The sequence below is a fragment of the Rhizobium sp. 268 genome, from assembly GCF_036571585.1.
In the GTDB taxonomy this organism is placed as follows: domain Bacteria; phylum Pseudomonadota; class Alphaproteobacteria; order Rhizobiales; family Rhizobiaceae; genus Rhizobium; species Rhizobium redzepovicii.
The window spans coordinates 98,908-118,656 of record NZ_JAPPSO010000015.1; the positions used below are offsets into that span (position 1 = coordinate 98,908).

Annotated in this window: 18 protein-coding genes; 7 read left to right on the forward strand and 11 right to left on the reverse strand. The window is 63.7% G+C overall.

The window, feature by feature from the left end:
- Window positions 1–41 precede the first annotated feature (41 nt).
- Together OS035_RS26375 and OS035_RS26380 are read left to right on the forward strand one after the other, a co-directional pair.
- Window positions 42–395 (forward strand): DUF952 domain-containing protein, encoded by a 354-nt coding sequence (locus OS035_RS26375; protein ID WP_183852739.1) that lies wholly within the window; start codon window positions 42–44, stop codon window positions 393–395.
- Window positions 392–1,480: a quinone-dependent dihydroorotate dehydrogenase gene (locus OS035_RS26380; RefSeq protein ID WP_331814238.1), complete on the forward strand. Its 1,089-nt coding sequence runs from the start codon at window positions 392–394 to the stop codon at window positions 1,478–1,480. The genes OS035_RS26375 and OS035_RS26380 overlap by 4 nt, the downstream gene beginning before the upstream one ends.
- Here the strand turns inward: OS035_RS26380 and OS035_RS26385 are convergent.
- From OS035_RS26385 to OS035_RS26395, 3 genes are read right to left on the reverse strand one after another with little or no spacing between them, the layout of a single operon-like run.
- On the reverse strand, window positions 1,456–2,796 hold the full coding sequence (locus tag OS035_RS26385) for an MATE family efflux transporter (protein ID WP_183852735.1): 1,341 nt from the start codon (window positions 2,794–2,796) through the stop codon (window positions 1,456–1,458). The genes OS035_RS26380 and OS035_RS26385 overlap by 25 nt on opposite strands.
- Window positions 2,797–2,825: 29 nt before the next feature.
- On the reverse strand, window positions 2,826–3,323 hold the full coding sequence (locus OS035_RS26390; protein ID WP_183852733.1) for a CAP domain-containing protein: 498 nt from the start codon (window positions 3,321–3,323) through the stop codon (window positions 2,826–2,828).
- 1 nt (window position 3,324) lies between these two features.
- Window positions 3,325–3,591: a DUF6460 domain-containing protein gene (locus OS035_RS26395; RefSeq protein WP_064836366.1), complete on the reverse strand. Its 267-nt coding sequence runs from the start codon at window positions 3,589–3,591 to the stop codon at window positions 3,325–3,327.
- 174 nt (window positions 3,592–3,765) lie between these two features.
- On the opposite strand from OS035_RS26395, the gene OS035_RS26400 reads away from it, so the two are divergent.
- The gene (locus OS035_RS26400; protein WP_331814239.1) at window positions 3,766–4,698 is read left to right on the forward strand and encodes a class I SAM-dependent DNA methyltransferase; all 933 of its coding nucleotides are present in this window, start codon (window positions 3,766–3,768) and stop codon (window positions 4,696–4,698) included.
- Between the two features lie 207 nt (window positions 4,699–4,905).
- Window positions 4,906–5,541, forward strand: coding sequence for a YitT family protein (locus OS035_RS26405; protein WP_310804141.1), 636 nt, complete (start codon window positions 4,906–4,908; stop codon window positions 5,539–5,541).
- 643 nt (window positions 5,542–6,184) lie between these two features.
- Here the strand turns inward: OS035_RS26405 and OS035_RS26410 are convergent.
- Both OS035_RS26410 and OS035_RS26415 read right to left on the reverse strand, forming a co-directional pair.
- Entirely contained in the window at window positions 6,185–6,646 is a 462-nt protein-coding gene (locus OS035_RS26410) for a carboxymuconolactone decarboxylase family protein (protein ID WP_331814240.1), read from the reverse strand.
- 21 nt (window positions 6,647–6,667) lie between these two features.
- Window positions 6,668–7,168: an RrF2 family transcriptional regulator gene (locus tag OS035_RS26415; protein WP_331814241.1), complete on the reverse strand. Its 501-nt coding sequence runs from the start codon at window positions 7,166–7,168 to the stop codon at window positions 6,668–6,670.
- Between the two features lie 130 nt (window positions 7,169–7,298).
- Between OS035_RS26415 and OS035_RS26420 the strand changes: the two genes are divergently transcribed.
- From OS035_RS26420 to pdeM, 3 genes are read left to right on the forward strand one after another with little or no spacing between them, the layout of a single operon-like run.
- Entirely contained in the window at window positions 7,299–7,931 is a 633-nt protein-coding gene (locus OS035_RS26420; RefSeq protein WP_183779284.1) for a YitT family protein, read from the forward strand.
- A gap of 48 nt (window positions 7,932–7,979) precedes the next feature.
- Window positions 7,980–10,505 (forward strand): ligase-associated DNA damage response DEXH box helicase, encoded by a 2,526-nt coding sequence (locus OS035_RS26425; protein WP_310804140.1) that lies wholly within the window; start codon window positions 7,980–7,982, stop codon window positions 10,503–10,505.
- 54 nt (window positions 10,506–10,559) lie between these two features.
- The gene (pdeM, locus tag OS035_RS26430) at window positions 10,560–11,285 is read left to right on the forward strand and encodes a ligase-associated DNA damage response endonuclease PdeM (protein WP_097624788.1); all 726 of its coding nucleotides are present in this window, start codon (window positions 10,560–10,562) and stop codon (window positions 11,283–11,285) included.
- 70 nt (window positions 11,286–11,355) lie between these two features.
- On the opposite strand, the gene OS035_RS26435 is transcribed toward pdeM, so the two are convergent.
- The 6 genes from OS035_RS26435 to OS035_RS26460 all read right to left on the reverse strand — a co-directional run bounded on the left by OS035_RS26435 (window position 11,356) and on the right by OS035_RS26460 (window position 19,655).
- Entirely contained in the window at window positions 11,356–11,937 is a 582-nt protein-coding gene (locus OS035_RS26435; protein WP_003588729.1) for a transglycosylase SLT domain-containing protein, read from the reverse strand.
- A 28-nt stretch (window positions 11,938–11,965) separates the two neighbouring features.
- Entirely contained in the window at window positions 11,966–12,952 is a 987-nt protein-coding gene (locus tag OS035_RS26440; RefSeq protein WP_097624789.1) for an alpha/beta hydrolase family protein, read from the reverse strand.
- A 108-nt stretch (window positions 12,953–13,060) separates the two neighbouring features.
- Window positions 13,061–13,618, reverse strand: a complete 558-nt coding sequence (locus OS035_RS26445) for a dihydrofolate reductase family protein (protein WP_097624790.1) — start codon at window positions 13,616–13,618, stop codon at window positions 13,061–13,063.
- A gap of 181 nt (window positions 13,619–13,799) precedes the next feature.
- Complete coding sequence (locus tag OS035_RS26450) at window positions 13,800–14,600, reverse strand: TIGR02186 family protein (RefSeq protein WP_331814242.1); 801 nt, start codon at window positions 14,598–14,600, stop codon at window positions 13,800–13,802.
- Window positions 14,600–15,523: a sulfite exporter TauE/SafE family protein gene (locus OS035_RS26455; RefSeq protein ID WP_054183786.1), complete on the reverse strand. Its 924-nt coding sequence runs from the start codon at window positions 15,521–15,523 to the stop codon at window positions 14,600–14,602. Before OS035_RS26455 ends, OS035_RS26450 begins: the two co-directional genes overlap by 1 nt.
- Before the next feature lie 346 nt (window positions 15,524–15,869).
- The gene (locus OS035_RS26460) at window positions 15,870–19,655 is read right to left on the reverse strand and encodes a peptidoglycan-binding protein (protein ID WP_331814243.1); all 3,786 of its coding nucleotides are present in this window, start codon (window positions 19,653–19,655) and stop codon (window positions 15,870–15,872) included.
- Between the last annotated feature and the right edge of the window lie 94 nt (window positions 19,656–19,749).

The following is a 19,749-nucleotide window of genomic DNA, read 5'->3' on the forward strand; positions in this document are numbered from 1 at the left end:
CAAAGCGCTGGTGATCGAGGACCAGCAACCGCGAGGCCATGATGACCCTGACACCGACCCTTTACAAGATCGTGACGGAAACGCTCTGGCAGCAAGCCAGACAAACCGGCATTTTTCATGGCGCCGGCATTGATCTCAAGGACGGCTTCATCCATTTCTCGACGGCAGAACAGGCCAAGCAGACCGCCGCGCTGCATTTTAACGGCCAGGCCGGCCTGCTGCTGATTGCCGTCGATGGCGGGGGCTTCGGTGACAAGCTGGTATTCGAACCCTCGCGCGGCGGCGATCTCTTCCCGCATCTCTATGCCGATCTGCCGCTTGAAGCCGTGCTCTGGGAAGCGGCGTTGCCGCTCGACGAGACCGGCGCCCATATCTTCCCGGAGCTGCAGCCATGATCGATCCCTTCAAACTTCTCGCCCGCAGCGGTCTCTTCCTGCTCGATCCGGAAACGGCGCACGGCATGTCGATCGCCGCCCTGAAATCCGGCCTCGTGCCCGCGTGCCAGATCACGCCCGATCCGCGCCTGCGCCAGACCGTCGCCGGCCTCACCTTCGAAAACCCGCTCGGCATGGCCGCAGGCTATGACAAGAATGCCGAGGTGCCAGAGGCGCTCTTGAAGCTCGGCTTCGGCTTTACCGAGATCGGCACGGTGACGCCGAAACCGCAAGCCGGTAATCCCCGGCCGCGCATCTTTCGCCTGGTCGAGGATGAGGCTGTCATCAACCGCCTCGGCTTCAACAATGAAGGCCATGAGGCCGCTTTCGCGCGCCTCGCGGCGCTGAGCGGCAAGGGCATCGTCGGCGTCAATATCGGCGCCAACAAGGACAGCGAGGATCGCATCGCCGATTACGTCGCCGGCATCCGCCGCTTCCATTCGGTGGCGCGCTATTTCACCGCCAACATCTCCTCGCCGAACACGCCCGGCCTGCGCGACCTGCAGGCGCGGGAAAGCCTGGCAACGCTGCTGTCGGCGGTGCTGGCAGCGCGCGACGAGATGGCGGCGACCTCCGGCCGCAAGGTGCCGGTCTTTCTGAAGATCGCCCCGGATCTGACCGAGGAAGGCATGGACGATATCGCGGCGGAAGCGCTCTCGCATGCGCTGGATGGCTTGATCGTCTCCAACACCACGCTGTCGCGTGACGGACTGAAAGATCAGCGCCAGGCGAGGGAGACGGGCGGTCTCTCCGGCGTGCCGCTGTTCGAAAAATCGACTGCCGTGCTTGCCAGAATGCGCAAGCGCGTCGGCCCCGCGCTGCCGATCATCGGTGTCGGCGGCGTTTCCTCGGCCGAAACCGCGCTGGAGAAGATCAGGGCGGGCGCCGATCTCGTCCAGCTTTATTCCTGCATGGTCTATGAAGGCCCTGGCCTGCCCGGCGATATTGTCCGCGGCTTCTCCAAACTCATGGACCGCGAAAAGGCATCCGGGATCGGCGAGTTGCGCGACAGCAGGCTGGATTACTGGGCGGCGCGAAAAGTCTGATCGGCCCGCGGCTTGACCAGCACGGCCAGGAAAAAGCCCCGGAAGAGCAGGAAGGCGTTCATAGCAAGCCACAGGCCGTGATTGCCGACGAGCGGCACGAAAACGGCAAGCATGGCGAGGTAGCCGGCAAAGGACATCAGCATCCGGTTGCGCATCTCGGCCGACCATGTCGCGCCAATGAAGACTCCGTCCATCAGGAAGGCGAGTGCGCCGGTCAGGCCGGTCACCGCCGCCCAGGGCAGATAGGTTGCTGCCGCCTGCCGCACCTCGGGCGAAGTCGTCAGCACCGAGATCAGCCAGGGACCGGCGAGGAAGAAGAAAGCGGAAACGATCGCTGCCAGCCCGAAGGACCACAGGATCGTCAGCTTCAGCCCGCGGTCGAAGGCCGGCCGGTAACGTGCGCCGATCGCCCGGCCGGTGATCTGCTCGGCGGCATTGGCAAGCCCGTCGAGATAATAGCTGGAGAGCAGGACGAAATTCATCAGCACGGCATTGGCGGCAAGTGTGACCGCGCCGAAGCTGGTGCCGATCCGCGTCATGATGGTGAAGGCGCCGATCAGCACGAAGGTGCGGATCAGGATGTCGCGGTTGAGGGCGAAAAGCTCGGCCAGCCGATGCCGCGAAAAGATCTCCGCCCATGCCGGCCGCTCGGCCTTGGCAAAGCCGCTAAGCACGATGAAAAGCCCGGCAAGCGCGCCGGCCATCTCGCCGGCCATCGTTCCCCAGGCGACTCCCGCCACGCCCCAGCCGAGCGTCAGGCCGAGATAGATCGACAGCAGGATATTCATGCCGTTGATGATCGCCTGCAGCAGCAGCCCGATCTTGCCCTGTCCGCGCCCGAGCACGAAGCCGAGAATGGCGTAATTCGCAAGTGCAGCCGGTGCAGCGAGAATCCGGATCGAGAAATAGGTGCTGGTCGCCTCTGCGATCGCGCCTTCCGCGCCCATCAGCCGCAACCCCGCCGTATTCAGCAGCGGCGAAAGAAAGAGCAGAGCCAGCCCGCAGCCGAGCGCCGAAATCAGCGCCCGGGAGAAGACCGCCTGCTGCTCGTGCTGGTCGCGCCGCCCATAGGCCTGCGCCGTCAGGCCGGTCGTCGAGGCGCGCAGGAAATTGAAGCTGCCCATGATCAGATCGAACAGCATCGCACCGATCGCCAGCCCCGCCAGCGCTTCCGGATCACCCATACGGCCGACGACGGCGGTGTTGGTCAGCCCGAGCATCGGCGTCGTCATGAAGCCGAGCGTCATCGGAATGGCGATCGACAGCACCAGCCGGTGCGTCACCTCGAAGGCGAACCTGTTATTGTGCGTATCCATCCATGGCCTGATATCGAGGCCGAATCGCCTCAGCTCGACAGCACCATGGCCCAATAGGGCAGGTTCCGGGAAGCTGAATTGTGGGCAACGGCGACGCCGAGGCCGTCATAGCGCCCGAGCATGTTTTCCAGATGATGCGGCGAGTTGATCCAGGCGGTCACCACCGCATCGACGCTCTGCTGGCCGGAGGCGATATTCTCCGCCGCCGGCAGCCGGACGCCGCTCGCCTTGACACGGGCGCCGAAACTGTCGGTCAGCCCCATCAGATGCGCCATCTTACCCGCACTTGCCATGCGTTTGGCCTGGAACAGCGCGGCGGTGCTCGCCGCCGGATCGACAGCTAGCGGCGGCAAGCCGTTCTTCGCTCTCAGTTGGTTGACCAGCGGCAATACGCTCGCCGTTTCGTCCTCGCCGTTCGAAGGCGTGCCGGCAAGGTGCGAGGTGGTGGTGCAGCCGGCGATGCCGGCGGCAAGCGAAAGCCCGGAAAGGATGAGCAGGCTGCGCCTGGAAAGATCGATCGATGTCATGTTACCGGCGATAGCTGAAAAGGCGAAGGATGACGAAAAGCGGGATAACGATCGTCGCCCCGAGGAGGAGGTAGTCGCCGACGCGCCCGAGCGCTGAAAAACCGCGATGCCAGATCTCCAGGATGAAGTCGCGGAAGCCATAGATGATGTTCCACGGCGTCAGGCCGAACACGGTCATGACGAAACCGACGATCAGCGACACGACGACAAGCTTTATCAATGTGCGGGCGAAGGAATCGCCGAGGAACCTGTTCACCTGATCGGACATGCGCCATCTCCTGTTTGCCCTTGGAATAAGGTTGCGGCGTGTTGCCTGCAAGCCCTTTCGGGGATTGGCCGCTTCGCCTCTGAAATAGGACTTGAGTTTTTTTGTGGCCGCCGCCAGATGCGGGCCACGTAAAACTGTGCAGCGCAACGACATGCGTCAAATAAAGAGCCGATGATGCAGCCCCACCAGCTTTCCTCAGGCGACGTCATCGCCGACCGCCGCGCTGATTATGCCCGAATGCTCGACGAGGGCGGCGAGCCGGAAGCGGCCGCCGAGCTGATGGAACAGGCCCTCGAACTCGTGCCCGGCTGGGCCGCCGGCTGGTATCGCCTTGCCACCTATCGCGAAAAGGCGGGCAGCGGCGAGGCCGCGATCGAGGCCTATCGCAACACGCTTACCCTTGATCCCGACGACATTTTCGGCGCCGCCCTCAAGCTCGCCCTTCTCGGCGACGGCGCCACACCCGACCGGCCGCCGAGCCGCTATGTCGAGCGCCTGTTCGACGACTATGCCGACCGTTTCGAATCGGCGCTCGTCGAAAAACTCGATTACACCGTCCCGCAGAAGCTCGCAGCCCTCGTCGCATCCACCGGCAGGCATTACGCACGTGCCGTCGATCTCGGCTGCGGCACCGGCCTGCTCGGCCCCGAGATCCGCGCCGGCGTCAGCCGCCTCGAAGGCTTCGACCTCTCGCAGAACATGCTGGCCAAAGCCGCCGAGAAGGGAGTCTATGATCACCTCGCTCAGGCCGATCTCTCGCTGGCGCCCGATTTCTCCGGCTTGTTCGCCGACGCCGCGCGCCATCGCGCCGAGCTGGTAACGGCCGCCGACGTGCTGATGTATCTCGGCAATCTCGAAAGCGTCTTTGCCATCATCGAGGACCTCGCCGCATCGGGCGCCGACATCGCCTTTTCCGTCGAGGATGCAGGGGACAGCGGGGGCTTCCACCTCGCGCCGTCGCTGCGTTACGCCCATTCGGAGGCCTATGTGAGGCAGCTCGCTGCCCGCCACGGCCTCGAAATCCTGAAGATCGTCAAGACGGTCATTCGCAAAGATGGCGGCAAACCGGTTGCCGGCATTCTGTTTCTTACGCGCAAACCCGCGTGAGCGAATATTTCTTGCGATTTTTTAATAGGACAGCATTGCTTACCTATTTCACTTGATCGGCACGCCAGAACACTGATATTGCACAGCTATCCGCAGAAAGCGCGGCCAAAAACGCCGGGCGATCCTGTCCATTTCACAATCAAACCACCGCGTCCGGCTTTTCCCCGGACGTGTTCCCGAACGCGTCTGCTGTTGGAGACTGGCGACATGACACAGCTCATCAATGCCCTTGGCTTCTGGAATACCAGCGCTACGCGCCATGCCCCGATCGAGGACGTGCAGGGCATATTCTCCGGCAGCCTGGTCGCCGCACTCGGCCTCTACGTGCTCGCCAGTGCCGGGCTTTTGACCGGCAGCACCGCCGGTGTTGCCTTCCTCCTGCATTATGCCTTCGGCGTCAATTTCGGCCTTGCCTTCTTCCTGCTCAACCTGCCGTTCTTCTGGCTCTCCTGGAAGCGTCTCGGCATGGCTTTCACGATCAAGACCTTCGTCGCCATCGGCCTGACCTCGGTACTGGCCGACGTGCAGTCGCGCTTCTTCTCCATTTCCAGCATCCACCCGGCCTGGGCCGCCCTTCTCGGTGGCCTGTTGCTCGGCTTCGGCGTGCTGGCGCTCTATCGCCACCGCGCCAGCCTCGGTGGCGTCGGCATTCTCGGCGTCTATCTGCAGGAGCGGTTCGGCATCCGCGCCGGCCTCGTCCAGCTCGCCATCGACCTCTGCGTGCTCGCCGCTGCCTTCTTCGTCACCACGCCGCCGGTGGTCTTCTATTCCGTCCTCGGCGCCGTCGTCCTCAACCTCTTCGTTGCCATCAACCATCGCGCCGACAGGTACATCGCGCTCTGACATTACAAATCGGTAAGCCATTCTAAACAAAACGTAACTTGCCTGAAGTCCCTCCCGGCGCGACACTTCTTCCCGCGCCGGATTTGATGAGGTGAGTTATGTCAGATTTGGAAAAGCTTGTGAGACGCCGCATGCAGGAAGAATACGCCAAAGGCGCTTCCGCAGAGGAAATCGCGAAAGTCGTCCGCGACCTCTTCAACAGCATTGACCTTTCGGGCTCATCGCCTGACGCCGTTGCCGTACGAGCCACTCCGAATTACGAGTGACCTTATATTCAACCGACCCGAATTTTTCGGGTCGGTCGCCGGGATGCCATCATGAAGGCGCCGGGAGGGCAGATGATGGAGTTGAGAAGCCCACGTAAAAGTCGCAGCCGGGCCCCGATTCCTCGCTGTTCTTGCTCCAAAAATCACCCCACACTCCGTCCTCCTCGGGCTTGATCCGAGGATCCACGCCGCCCCACCGCGGCGGGGCCATTGGTCCCAGGCTCAAGGCCTGGGATGACGGAGGGTAGGGGCCTGTTTTGCCAAACTCGCCGTTGACGCAGCGGATGACACGTCGCACTTCCTGGTTCAACGCGGTGCCGTGTGGCCCCGACGTTTGCCTGGGTTCAGCCCCCAGCCTCAACCCCGTGGCATTGGCCTCAAGCGGCCTTGACGGCAGCATCGATCGGATGTTGCGAGCGGAAGCCGACGGCAAGCCGGTTCCAGATATTGATCGCGCCGATCGCCACGGTGATCTTGGTCATCTCCTCCTCGGAGAAATGCGCCTTCAGCGCCTCGTAATCGGCATCCGGTGCGCCGGTTTTGGCAAGGTTCGTCACCGCATCGACCCAGCTGAGCAGTGCCCGTTCTCTGGCGTCATAAACAGGCGATTCCCGCCAGACGCACATCAGGTTGATCCACTGCTCGGAGAGCCCATCATGGCGGGCTTCCTTCACATGCATGTCGACGCAATAGGCGCAGCCGTTGATCTGCGAGGCGCGCAGCTTGATCAGGTGGATGAAGCGGCGCTCCAGCCCGGAAGACTGGACGTACTGCTCGAGTGCGACGACCGCCTTGTAGGCATCGGGGGCGGCTTTGGCGAAGTTGAAACGGGGTTGCATGGTCTTCTCCTTTGATATGGCTCAGCGAGCCGTCTTGCGTTCATGGAGTTCAAGGAAGGCGCAGCCTCTGGCTGCGATCGATCCATCATCGAGGGCATTCAATTCGATGCCGAGATCGGCAATGCTGGTCTTGGCCAGTTCGGCCCGGTAGACCCGTTCTGCCCGGAGCATCGCCGCGCTGATATTGCATGGCTTGGCAAAGAAGCGATCGGAGACAGGGTTCGGCCCGCGCTGGCGGATTTCGGCGCAGCGGAACGCCGGCGCCGGTCCTTCGACCGCGAGCAGGATATCGAGCAGCGAAATCTCTTCCGCCGCCTTTGCCAGCCGGTATCCGCCTTTCGGCCCCGGCACGGTATCGAGGATGCCGGCGCCAGACAGCGTCTGCAGATGTTTCAACAGATAGCTCGTCGACACACCGTGGAATTCCGCCAGGGCTGCGGCCGACAGCACGCCGCCCTCGGAAAGGCCAGAAAGCATCGCAACGCTGTGAATGGCCTGCTCGACGCCATCGCTCATCTTCATCGAGGCAATCTCCTAATCGTGGATAAAAGATATCCATGATTATATAGGCTGTCAAGAGCAGACCTTACGGCTGGCGGCTTGCCTTTCTCCCGACGGCGGATAGAAACGGGAAAAACGACAGGGGAAGATCATGGCAGCCAACGCCTTCACAGGCCTTCTGAACTCCAGCGCCGACCGCCACTCGCTGTTCGACGACGCCCAGGGCATCGTCGCCGGCAGCATGCTCGCCGTGCTCGGCGTCTCGCTGCTCTCCGGCGCCGGGCTGCTTGCCGGCGGCACGGCCGGTCTCGCCTTCCTCGCCCATTACGCGACCGGCTTCAGCTTCGGCCTCTGCTTCTTTGCCGTGAACCTGCCCTTTTATTATCTCGCCTTCCGCCGCATGGGGCCTGCCTTCACCATCAAGACCTTCGCCGCCATCGCGCTGACTTCGGTCCTGTCGGAATTCGTCCCTGGCTTTATCGGTATCGGGCATGTCAATCCGATCGCCGGTGCGCTCTTCGGCGGCCTCGTCATCGGCGCCGGCATGCTGGCGCTCTTCCGCCACCGCGCCAGCCTCGGCGGCATCGGCATTCTCGCCCTCTATATCCAGGATCGGCTCGGCTGGCGCGCCGGCCTCGTCCAGCTCGGCTTCGACTGTGTCATCCTGGCGCTCTCCTTCCTGGTCGCCAGCCCCTCGATCATCGCCTGCTCCGTGCTCGGCGCGGTCGTGTTCAACCTCACGCTTGCCATCAACCATCGCAAGGACCGCTATATCGCCGTATGAGGCGATGGACGCTCTTCTTTTTCCTTCCTATTTCACTACCTTCAGGGCGTGGACCAGATCGATTCCGAAGCCCGCGCTTTGCTGCCTGCCGCCTTTACCCGCTGGTTTGCGGAAAAGGGCTGGCGGCCGCGCGCGCATCAGCTGGAGCTGCTGTCCCGCGCCGAGGCCGGTGAAAGCACGCTGCTGATTGCGCCCACCGGCGCCGGCAAGACGCTTGCCGGTTTTCTGCCGTCGCTGACCGATCTTACCCGCCGCGGCAAAATTCCGCCCGGCTCCGCCTTCACCGGCATTCACACGCTCTATGTCTCGCCGCTGAAGGCGCTGGCAATCGACATCGAGCGCAACCTGATGAAGCCGGTGGCGGAAATGGGCCTGCCGGTCACCGTCGAAAACCGCACCGGCGATACGCCGAACGCCAAGCGCCAGCGCCAGAAGCTCAATCCGCCGGATATTCTGCTGACGACGCCCGAACAAGTCGCCCTGCTTCTCGCCAACCGCGAGGCCGAGCGCTTCTTCAAGGATCTGAAATATGTCGTGCTCGACGAGCTGCATTCGCTCGTCACCTCCAAGCGCGGTCATATGCTGTCGCTCGGCCTTGCGCGTCTGCGACGTCTTGCCCCCGGCCTCCAGACGATCGGCCTGTCGGCGACTGTCGCCGAACCGATGGATCTGCAGAAATGGCTGGTCGCCCAACAAGAGGGCAGCGGGCAGGAGAGCAGGGAACACCATGCCGGTCTCGTCGTCGTCGAAGGCGGCGCCAAGCCGGATATCTCGATCCTGTCGACCGAAGAGCGCATTCCCTGGGCCGGCCATTCCGCCAAATATGCCATTCCCGATGTCTACCGGCAGCTCCTCGACCACCAGACGACGCTGCTCTTCGTCAATACCCGCAGCCAGGCGGAAATGCTGTTCCAGGAACTCTGGACGATCAATGACGACAACCTGCCGATCGCCCTCCATCACGGTTCGCTCGATGTCGCCCAGCGCCGCAAGGTCGAGGCGGCGATGGCCGAAAACCGGCTGCGCGCCGTCGTGGCCACCTCGACGCTCGATCTCGGCATCGACTGGGGCGATGTCGATCTGGTCATCCATGTCGGCGCGCCGAAGGGCGCCTCGCGCCTTGCCCAGCGCATCGGCCGCGCCAATCACCGCATGGACGAGCCGTCGAAGGCGATCCTCGTACCGGCCAACCGTTTCGAGGTGATGGAGTGTCAGGCAGCGCTCGACGCCAATTATATCGGCGCCCAGGACACGCCGCCCGTCGGCCGCGGCGCGCTCGACGTGCTCGCCCAGCACGTGCTCGGCATGGCCTGCGCCGAACCCTTCGACATGCTGGAACTCTACGACGAAATCGTCAGCGCCTCGCCCTATGCCGATCTCAGCTGGGAGACCTTCGAGCGCATCGTCGATTTCGTCGCGACCGGCGGTTATGCGCTCCGCACCTATGAGCGTTATGCCCGCATCCGCAAGACCAAGGAGGGCCGCTGGCGTGTCTCCAATCCGGCCGTCGCCCAGCAATATCGCCTCAATCTCGGCACCATCGTCGAAAGCCCGATGCTGAACATCCGCATGGTCAAGCGCGGCGAGGGCGGCCGGATCGGCCGCGGCGGCGCCACGCTGGGAAAGGTCGAGGAATATTTCCTCGAGCAATTGTCGCCGGGCGATACTTTCGTCTTCTCCGGCAAGGTGCTGCGCTTCGAGGGCATTCGCGAAAACGAATGCCTGGCCTCGCAGGCCTTTTCGCTCGATCCGAAAATCCCCTCCTACAATGGCGGCAAGTTTCCGCTGTCGACCTATCTCGCCGAGCAGGTGCGGGCGATGATTGCCGATCCTGACCGCTGGCGCCATCTGCCGGATCAGGTGCGCGATTGGCTGTCCTTGCAGGACGACAAGTCGATGCTGCCGAAGCGCGACGAGTTCCTGATCGAAACCTTTCCGCGCGGCAGCCGCGGCTATATGGTTGCCTATCCCTTCGAGGGCCGTCTCGCCCATCAGACGCTGGGCATGCTGCTGACCCGCCGGCTGGAGCGGGCCGGCGCCAAGCCACTCGGCTTCGTCGCCACCGATTATTCGCTGGCCGTCTGGGGTCTCGAAGATATGGGGCTGATGATCGGCAATGGCCGGCTCAGCCTTTCCGACCTCTTCGACGAGGACATGCTCGGTGACGATCTCGAAGCCTGGCTCGACGAATCCTTCCTGCTGAAGCGCACCTTCCGCAATTGCGCCGTGATTGCAGGCTTGATCGAGCGCCGTCATCCGGGCAAGGAAAAGAGCGGCCGGCAGATCACCGTCTCGGCCGATCTGATCTATGATGTGCTGCGCAGCCACGAGCCGGATCACATCCTTTTGCAGGCGACGCGGCAGGATGCGGCGACGGGACTTTTGGATATTGGCCGCCTTGGCGATATGCTGAAGCGAATCAGGGGCCACATCACCCATCGCCCGCTCGACCATATTTCTCCACTTGCCGTGCCGGTGATGCTGGAGATCGGACGCGAGGCGGTGCCGGGCGAGGCCCATGACGCGCTCTTGGCCGAGGCGGCCGACGATCTGATCGCCGAGGCGCTCGCCTGAGGAGACTGGGCCCGAAGAGATTGGGCCTGACGAGAATTGGAAACGACGATAGTGATGAACCGCCTGGCGCTGGCGCGCGACATATCCGGATTGGCTGCGATCCCCGGCATCGAGACATCGGTCCATGGCATTGCCGCTGTCTGCGATCCGCTCGGCGCCCTCTATCTGCCGGACGCCGGCCTGCTCGTCGTCTCCGACCTGCATCTGGAAAAAGGTGCCGCCTTCGCCCGCCGCGGCATGATGCTGCCGCCCTATGATACGCTGGCGACGCTGACCGTGCTTGCCGCCCTCATTTCCCGTTATGATCCGAAGCTCGTCGTTTCGCTCGGCGACAATTTTCACGATCGCATCGGCTCCAAACATCTGCCGGAGAATTTTCGGGCGCTGATCGTCGCCATGGCCCGCGGCCGCGAATGGATCTGGGTCAACGGCAACCACGATCCCGACGGCGTCGTCGATCTGCCCGGCACCTCCGTCGACGAAATGCACTATGCCGGCCTGACTTTTCGCCATGAGCCGAGGAACGGCTTGCAGAGCGGCGAAATCGCCGGCCACCTGCACCCGTCGGCAACGGTGCGCCGCCGCGACAGATCCATCCGCCGTCCCTGCTTCGCCACCGACGGCGCCCGCCTCCTGATGCCCGCCTTCGGCGTCATGAGCGGCGGCCTCGATCTCGGCCATCAGGCGATGAAAGGCCTGTTCGACAAGGGGTCACTGATCGCACATCTGCTGGGGCGAGATCGGATTTATTCGGTCAGGTACGGGAATTTGCGGGGGTAGCGATCTCCCCACCTGCGGGGGGATGCCCGGCAGGGCAGAGGGAGGCGCCACACGGCACGCCCCAATATCGCTAATCACACCCCTGCAACTGCTGCTGATAGGTCCCAGCCATCCGCGCGAACTTCTGCGCGGTCTGCTGCAATTGCCCGTTCGAGCGCCAGTCGCCGCGTTTGTATCCGGTCGGGCCGGAGTAATAGGCGAGATAGAGATTATAAGCATCGTTCAGCGGAATGCCGGTCTCGGCGCTGTTCTGGGCGTGGTACCAGCCGATGAAATCGATCGCGTCGGCGAAGTTCGCCCGCCGCGCCGTCCAGTTCCCGGTCTGCGACTGATAATGGTCCCACGTTCCGTCGAGCGCCTGCGAATAGCCGTAAGCGGTCGAAGGCCGCGTCCAGGGAATGAAGCCGAACAGTTTGGTGCGGGGCGGCCGCGCGTAGGGCTGGAAGCCGGATTCGGTATACATCGTCGCCATCAGGATCGGCACCGGCACGCCGTATTTCTTCTCCGTCCGCTCGGCCGCACTCTGCCAGCTGGAGAAAAGTCCGTCGCGCTCGTCGAAGACGGCGCAGATGTTCCGCGTCTGCTTCGGCGCCGTCGCGCAGCCGGCGAGCAGCGCGAGACCCACAGCGGTCAGAACGATACGAGTACGCATGACAAAATCTCTCGTTTCCGAGAGATTACTAACTCGTAAATGTTAAAAACCGGTTTTTAGTCGAATACGAAGTTTTCTGAAGGGCTGCCTGTGCCGTCCAGGGATGGATGCCGTCGCGCAGCCAGAGGACGCTATCGCGCCAGAAACCCTCGCAATGACGTGAATGGAACAGGCCGAAATGGCCGATCGCCTCGAAGCCGAGATCGGCGGGACGCAACAGCACTTCGTCGATCTCGGCATTGCAGTAATAGGCAAGCGTGCGACGGATCGCCGGCACGGTTCCGAGCTCGTCGTCCGACATGGCGACGGCCAGGATAGGTGCGGTCACCGCAGCAAAACGCGCGAGCACCTCGTCCCGCTCCGCAGCCGGGTGGCTCATTTCCATGCGCGCCCGGCGAAAGCTCCATTCATGGGCGACGCCGGCCGGCAGATCCTCGAGCCAGCCGAGGCGTTTGCCGGGAAAATAGCCGAAGAGCGCCGTCAGCGCCGGCATGGCGACGTGCCATTTCATCAGCAGCCGCATTCGGCGCGCCGGCGCATAATCGCGCCAATAGGCGTATTGGGCGCCCATCGTCAGAATGCGGTCGATCCGGCCGGCATATTTCGAGAGGCCGGGCAGAAAACCGCCGATGCTGTGGCCGACGATGCAAAGCGGCTGGTCCGCCCGTCCGTCCATAAACCGCAGCGCCGCGTCGAAATCCTTTTCGCCCCACTCCCGCCACCGATAACCGCAGCCGCGGAGCCGCGCCGGCCTCGAAAGCCCAATGCCGCGGTAGTCATAGGTCAGAACGTCGAAACCATGAGCGGCGAGAAACTGGGCGTAACGGTGATAATAACGTGCAAGCACGCCGGTCGCGGGATTGATGATGACGCTGGCGTGAGCTTTCGCCCCGCCCGAGGTCCAAAGGTGGCCGCGGAGCATCACGCCATCGCTGCATCGGATCTCCACCGGTGTATCCACCGCCGGCCGTTCATCTTGTTCTTGCGCAAGCGACAGGTCAGCGCCTTCTGCCATGCTCCGTCTCCCCAATCTTCGGGGATGATGATAGAGGCGCCATTTCCGCAGGAAAAGCCGAATGCGGCCCCAGATTGGGCCGCCGGCGTCATCAGATAGTCTAAGACGCTACGCTTTCACCGGCTCGTAGCGCAGGATCACCGCACCGCCTTGCGTCGTCGAGGATTCGATGAGCTTCAGCGGCACCTGGCCCTCGGCAGGCTTGAAGAGCGGGTTGCCGCCGCCGAGGATGACGGGCACCACGCAGACCCTGATTTCATCGATAAGACCCGCTTTCAGCAGGCTATCGGCGAGCTCGGCACTGCCGAAGATGAAGATCGTTTTGCCGTCTTCCTGCTTCAGCCGCGTCAGTTCCGGGATCGGATCGCTGACGACGCGGGCATTGTTCCAGCCGGGCTCGGTCATCGTCCGCGACACGGCGATTTTGGCGATGCCGTTCATATAGGCTTTGATTGTGTCTTCGCTTTCGGCGGTCGGCCAGTAGGAGGCCATGCCCTCATAGGTCTTGCGGCCGAAGACCAGGAGATCGCCTTCCTCGCCGAATTGCTCGGCATAGTGCTGCAGCTCCGGCCCCCAGGCGAGATTGTGGAAGTCGATATCCCAAGGCTTGGTGCCTTCGAAATAGCCGTCGAGGGTCATCAGGTTCCAGACGATAATCTTTCTCATGTCCATCCTCCTTGTGGATTGCATTCACCGCAACAAACCGATTGCGAATAGCAACTGGTTCAAGCTAGAGCGACTGATAGCAAAATGCAAGCGGTTTTCACGGGAAGGCAAGATGAGCCGCATCCGTGTCGCGTGCCATTCCGGGAGGAGATTTTCATGAATGCCGCGCCGGCGGCGGAGATCAGTCCTTGCGGAAGATCAGGCTGGCGCCCCAGCCGGTGATGACGGCGAGCAGCACGGCAGCGCAGCCGTAGAGGATCGGCTGACCATGCGCGGCGTCGGTGATCGTCTGCTCGATACCGGTCTTGATGACGCGCAGCGGAAGCGATTCCTCGGTAATCAGAGTCCCGCTCTTGAAGAGATAGGCGCGCACGGTGTGGACGCCGTTCGGAATGTTTGCCGGCAGCCGCAGGCTCGCCTTGAAGAGGTTGGAGGAAACGAAACGCACGCCGCTCGGGTTGCGGTCGTAGAATCCGCCGCCCTGCTGCAGCCGCCGGAAGGCATCGCGGAATTCGCCGAGATTGCTGCCGTCGCCGACGAAGCCGACCGGTGTCAGCGGAATATAGTCGATGCCGATCCCCTGGTCGGTCAGTTCGAGTGGCGTCGTCAGGTCGTCGATCATCCGCGAACTCGACATCGAATAGGAGTGCGGTACGGATTCGAAGGTCATCGAGCGCGTATTCACCCAGATGCCGAAGACGCGCTCCTTCTTGCGCACCGTCGCATCCTGACGCGGGCCCTCCAGGACCACGACCACGTCATATTGGCCGATGGCGAGCAGCAGCTGGTCGGTATTCGACAGCGCCCCGAAGATGGTCAGATCGGCGCCGTGGAAATCCGAGGTGATGGCGATTTCGCTGGTCGACGTGCCGATCTCAAGTCCTTCACGCACTGCTTCGGTTGACTGCCCCGGCAGCCATTGCGCTCCGGCCGCCGCCGGCAGCAGACAAAGCAATGTGAGGACGGCGGCAAGCAGGCGCATCAGTTGTGGGCTCCGATCACCACCGAATAGATGTCGGCCGGCGTCACCACCAAGGCGATCGCCAGACGCAGGCCGACGGCAAGCACCAGCAAGCCGAGCAGGGCGCGCAGCTGCTCGCCGCGCAGCTTCTGGCCGACGCGCACGCCGTATTGCGCCCCGATGACGCCCGCCACCATCAGGATGAAGGCGAGCACGATATCGACGGAAAAGTTCGTCGCCGCCTGGACGATCGTCGTATAGGCGGTCACGAAGATGATCTGGAACAGCGACGTGCCGACGACGACATTGGTCGGGATGCGCAGCAGATAGATCATCGCCGGCACCATGATGAAGCCGCCGCCGACGCCCATGATCGAGGTGAGGATGCCGATCGCAAAACCGAGCGCGACGATCGGAATGACGCTGAGAAAGATCTTCGATTTCTTGAAGCGCACCTTCAGCGGCAGTCTGTGCACCCAGTGCTGATGGCCGGGTTTGCGCGGCGCCGGCGGCTCGTTGCGCGCCGCCCGCCGCATGGCATTGATGCTTTCGAGCAGCATCAGCCCGCCGACCGTGCCGAGGAAGATGACATACATCAGCGAGATGATCAGATCGAGCTGACCGATGGCGCGCAGCAACGAGAAGATCCAGATGCCGACCGTGGCCCCGGTGAGGCCGCCGATCAAAAGCACCGTGCCGAGCTTGACGTCGAGCGTGCCGCGCCGGAAATGGGTGATCGCGCCGGAGATCGACGAGGCCACGACCTGGTTGGCGCCGGTGGCGACGGCAACCACGGGGGGAATATTGTAGAAGATCAGCAGCGGCGTGATCAGAAAGCCGCCGCCGACGCCGAACATTCCAGACAGGAATCCGACGGCCGCCCCCATGCCGAGAATGATGAAGATGTTCACCGACAATTCTGCGATGGGCAGATAGATTGTCACAGCCGACCCCGAATGATGACCGCTCCTGCCGGGCGGTTTCTGTCACGTCCCCGTTCGAATGCGCACCATACTGTGAAATCGTTGCCAGAGGCTTTCGATCGGCCCTTGGATCGAGCGATGGAGATCGGTGGCAGAAGATTCGCCGGATGCGCGGATGGATATGTCCCGCATAATCCGGCTTTTTTCAGGTTTTGTGACAGTCGGCGGCAAAATTGGAAAAAGCCTTGCGGCATAGTGCCGCCAGGCTTTTTCTAAAGCAATTTCAGCAGAAGGGCCGTGCGGTTTGCGCCCGGTTTGGCGCAATCACGATAGAAGTCATTTCCGCGCCCGAGGGAATGGAAATGCTCTAGATCGCTTTGGCTCCCTGCTTGTTGCGTTCGAGCAGCGCCTTGACGGTTGCGTCGGTCACCTTGCCGTCCGGCTCTTGGCCGATCGACTTCTGGAAGTTCTTGATCGCGGTCACCGTCTTGGCGCCCATTTCGCCATCCGGCGTCCCGGCGTCGAAGCCGTTATTGTTGAGGATCGCCTGGATGTTGCGGACCGCCTTCTTCATGTCGACGCTCGCCGTCTTCAGGCCGGTTCCCGCCCATTCGTCCGGAATGTCGATGGTATTGCTGCGGTGGTCGAGCGGCTCCGGCTTCCAGAGATCGGCCTTGGCGCGGGCACGTTCGAGCTGGTCGGGCTTCATGGCGTTGGCCACTTCGTCGCGCTTCTGCGCCGCATCCTTGTCGCCGGCCTTGGCGGCAATCGCAAACCATTTGTAGGATTCTTCGAGATCCGCCGGGACGCCGTTACCCCTCGCGCAGAGGATCGCCAAGTTGAACTGGCTGTCGGTGATGCCGAGGTTGGCAGCCTTGGTGAACCAGGAGGCGGCCGTCGCATAATCCTGCTGGCCAAGAGCGCCAGAGGCGTAGAGCACGGCGAGATTGTGCATGGCGCTGGCATTGCCCTGGTTTGCCGCCTGTTCGTAGAAGCCCTTGGCCTTGGCGATGTCGCGTTCGACGCCGTTGCCCTTCTCGTACATGCTGCCGAGCCGGTATTGCGCCGGTGCAAAACCCTTGTCGGCCGAAAGCTGGTACCAGCCTGCGGCTTGCTTCTGATCGACGGTGATGCCGTTGCGGCCGTCCGAATAACGCGCGCCGATCTCAAACAGCGCCAGCGCATCGCCGCCCTGCGCCGCATCGGCAAGCGATTTCGGCTGGATGGTGTCGGGAATGGCGATGGCGGCCTGGGGCGCGCTGGCCGCCGGCGTATTCGCGACGAAGCCCGATGTCTCCTGCGCAGCACCCGATGGCGCGCCGGGGGCAAAGGTCGCGGCCCCTTCGCCGTCGAGCGGCGTCGCGTCGGTCAGATGATCTCCGGCAACCGGTGGGGTTGCCTCGGGTTGTGCCTGCTCGGCGGCGGGTGGGGTCGCCTCCGCTGTGGGAGCGGCCGTCTCTGCGCCATTGCTGTCCGACTGGGCCGGCGTCGCTTCAGGCAAGGCCGGCTGCGGGTTCTCGGTCGCGCCGGTCAGGGCCGAGACCTCGGCCGGCGGCTGCGGTGCGCTCTCGCCGCTCGTCAGCGTTCTCGCAAGCGGAAAGGCCATGATCGCGAGCAGCACGGCGCCGACTGCCAGCAGGATCGGCCGGCGGTAACGCGAAAAGGCGCTGGTCTTGCCTGCCTTATCCGTCTTCTCGGAAATCTTGCCGCCCTTGTCGGCAGCCTTCTTCTCGCCCTTGACGGCTGCCTGTTTCGGATTGGCGTCCACCTCCATCGCGGCCGCCTGAGCGGCGCGACGGGCAGCGGCGATATAATCGGCGCGATCAGTTTCGGCGGCAGGTTTGCCACGTGCCGCACTCTGGCTGGCGCGAACCCGCTCGAGGATCTTCTTGACGTCCGGTGCGCCCGAGCCCGGCTCGAGCAGTTCGTTTGATGCATCCGACGGCATCACGTCGGCGGGATCGATCGACGGCGCGGGGTCGATCATCGGGCGTTCGGCTGCCCGGTTTTCGGCCTTCTTGCCGGGCCGCAGCCGCTTGCCGAGGCTGGCGAGCAGGCTGGCCTTTGCCGGTGCCTGTGCCAGCGCGGCGGTGGCAGCCTCCGGCGTCCTGGTGGCGGCTTCGATGGCGATCGCGCTCGTTCCGCTCATGGCGGTTGCCTGTGCCGGGGGGGCAGGTTCGGGGGCGACCTCGGCGGTGCGGATGACGGGAGAGGCCTTCGCCGTCGCGACAGCGGCCGGCGCCTTGTTCATCTCGGCCTCGGCCACCATCAGCGCATAGGGATCGACATCGAAGTCGACCTCGGCCAACGGCATCTGGGCGGCCGGCCGCCCGCGCTCTTCCATGCCATCGAGGCGATCGGCGATATGCACCAGCGTCTCGTGCAGCGCCTTGAAGGTCTTGTGCGTGCGTTCCTCGCTGTCGCGGCTGATATCCTCGAGATGGCGCAGGTCTTCGGCGAGCGCCGTCAGCGCCGACATGTCGGCGGCGGGCACGCCGCCCTGGGCGGCGCCATTGCGCGAATAGGCCTCGACGACGGCCTCAGCCGCCTGGCGCGCTGCCTCGATGATATATTCGTCGCTGGTCGCCATATAATCTTCGATCGCGCCCATCCGCCGGTCGAGATCGGCGGGGATCGCAGCGCTTTCGCGCGGCTCGCTCATCAGCGCCGAAAGATTGGCGATCTGGTCTTCGAGGTTCTTCAGCGCGTGCGGATCGGTCGGAGCTGCCGCCGTGCTCTCTTCCAGCCGGGCGGCGATGTCGCTCAGCCGTCCTTCCAAACGCTGGAAGGCGCCGTCGTCGACCGCCGCCACGGGCGCCGGCTGCTGATAGGCCATCTCGTCGATGCGTCGGGCGAGATGATCGAGCCGCTGCGCCAGCACGTCGTTGACGGCGCCGTTTTCGAGCGCGTCGATCTTGCGGGAAATGTCGGAAAGCGGTCCGGTGAGATCGGGCTGCGGCGCGGCCTTCTGGGTGTGCTCCAGCAGATAGGACAGATGTTCCAGCCGTTCGTCGAGTCGCGACGTCGCTTCCGCCTTGGTCAGCTCCTCGACGCGGGATGTTAGGGCCTCGAGCCGCAGCGCCAGCTCGTCATCAGGCGTTGCGCGATTGGCCGCATCATGACTCATCAGGTCTATCTGGTCGGCCAGCGCCGAAAGCCGGCCCTCCAGCCGCTGCATCAGCCCCGGATCGTTGGCGGCGGCCGCGCGTCCGCTGGCCGCGATCGCCCGGCTGATCTCGTCGAGCCGCATGTCCATGGCGGCGAACTGTTCGGACATCACCCGGTCGTGCGGCTGGATCATGCTGCCGAACTGTTCCATCGCCGTGGCGATGGCGATGAGCTTGTCCTCAAGCGCCCTGACCGCCGGGCTTTCGCCCATGCCGCCGATATGGCGCTTGATGTCGTCGAGCCGATAGGCGAGCGAAACCAGTTCTTCCTGCAGCCCCTCGGTATCGAGGGCGGCAAGCCGGCTTTCGAAGCCGTCCCAGCGATTTTCCATATGGCGCAGCGAATCCTCGCGCGCCAGCCCGTCCATCAGCGAGCGCAGTTCCTCGAAATCCTCGCGAAGGCCGGCGGCCTCCGGGGCGCTCGAACGGCCGGTCAGCTGGGTGATGCTCTGGGCAAGGCGGCCCATATCGGCGCGCATGTCGTCGGCGAAGCGGCCGTCTCCGGCATTCGTCTTGATCTCGCGAAGTTCGGCGCGCAGCGCGTTCATCTCGCGGGTGACGCCTTCGGAAATGTCGCGCTTCAGGTCTTGGCGCAGGTTGACGAGCGCCTGGGCGATCTCCGTCATCGTGTCGTCGCCGGGGCGGAAGGCGGGTGCCGCCTGCGGTGCGGCGCGCGGCGCAGGGTCGCGCAATTGCGGGGCCGGCTCGCGTCCGTAGGGCCGCTCACGGCCGGCTTCGAGCGCGCGTTGGCGCTGGCGGATTTCGGCGAGCGGATCCGGCCGCGGCTCGATCGGCGCCCTTGCCGGGCGCGGAGGGTTGGAGCCGCCATAGGGATCGCGCTCGGCCGTTGCCGTGCGCGGCCGCTGTTCGCGCCCGCTGCCCATCAGCCCTTCAATGCGCGCCTCCAGCCCCTCGATCGTGCGGTTCAGCGCATCGAGCGAGGTCCTGTCGGACTGTCGGGAAGGATTTGATCGCGATCCGTTCATCTTCTTGCTCGCTTCGACTGCTCGACCCCTCGTCAGAGCTCGATCCGTGGCTTTTCCGTCTGTGGCCAGCGTCTTCACGCGGACCGGAGCATCT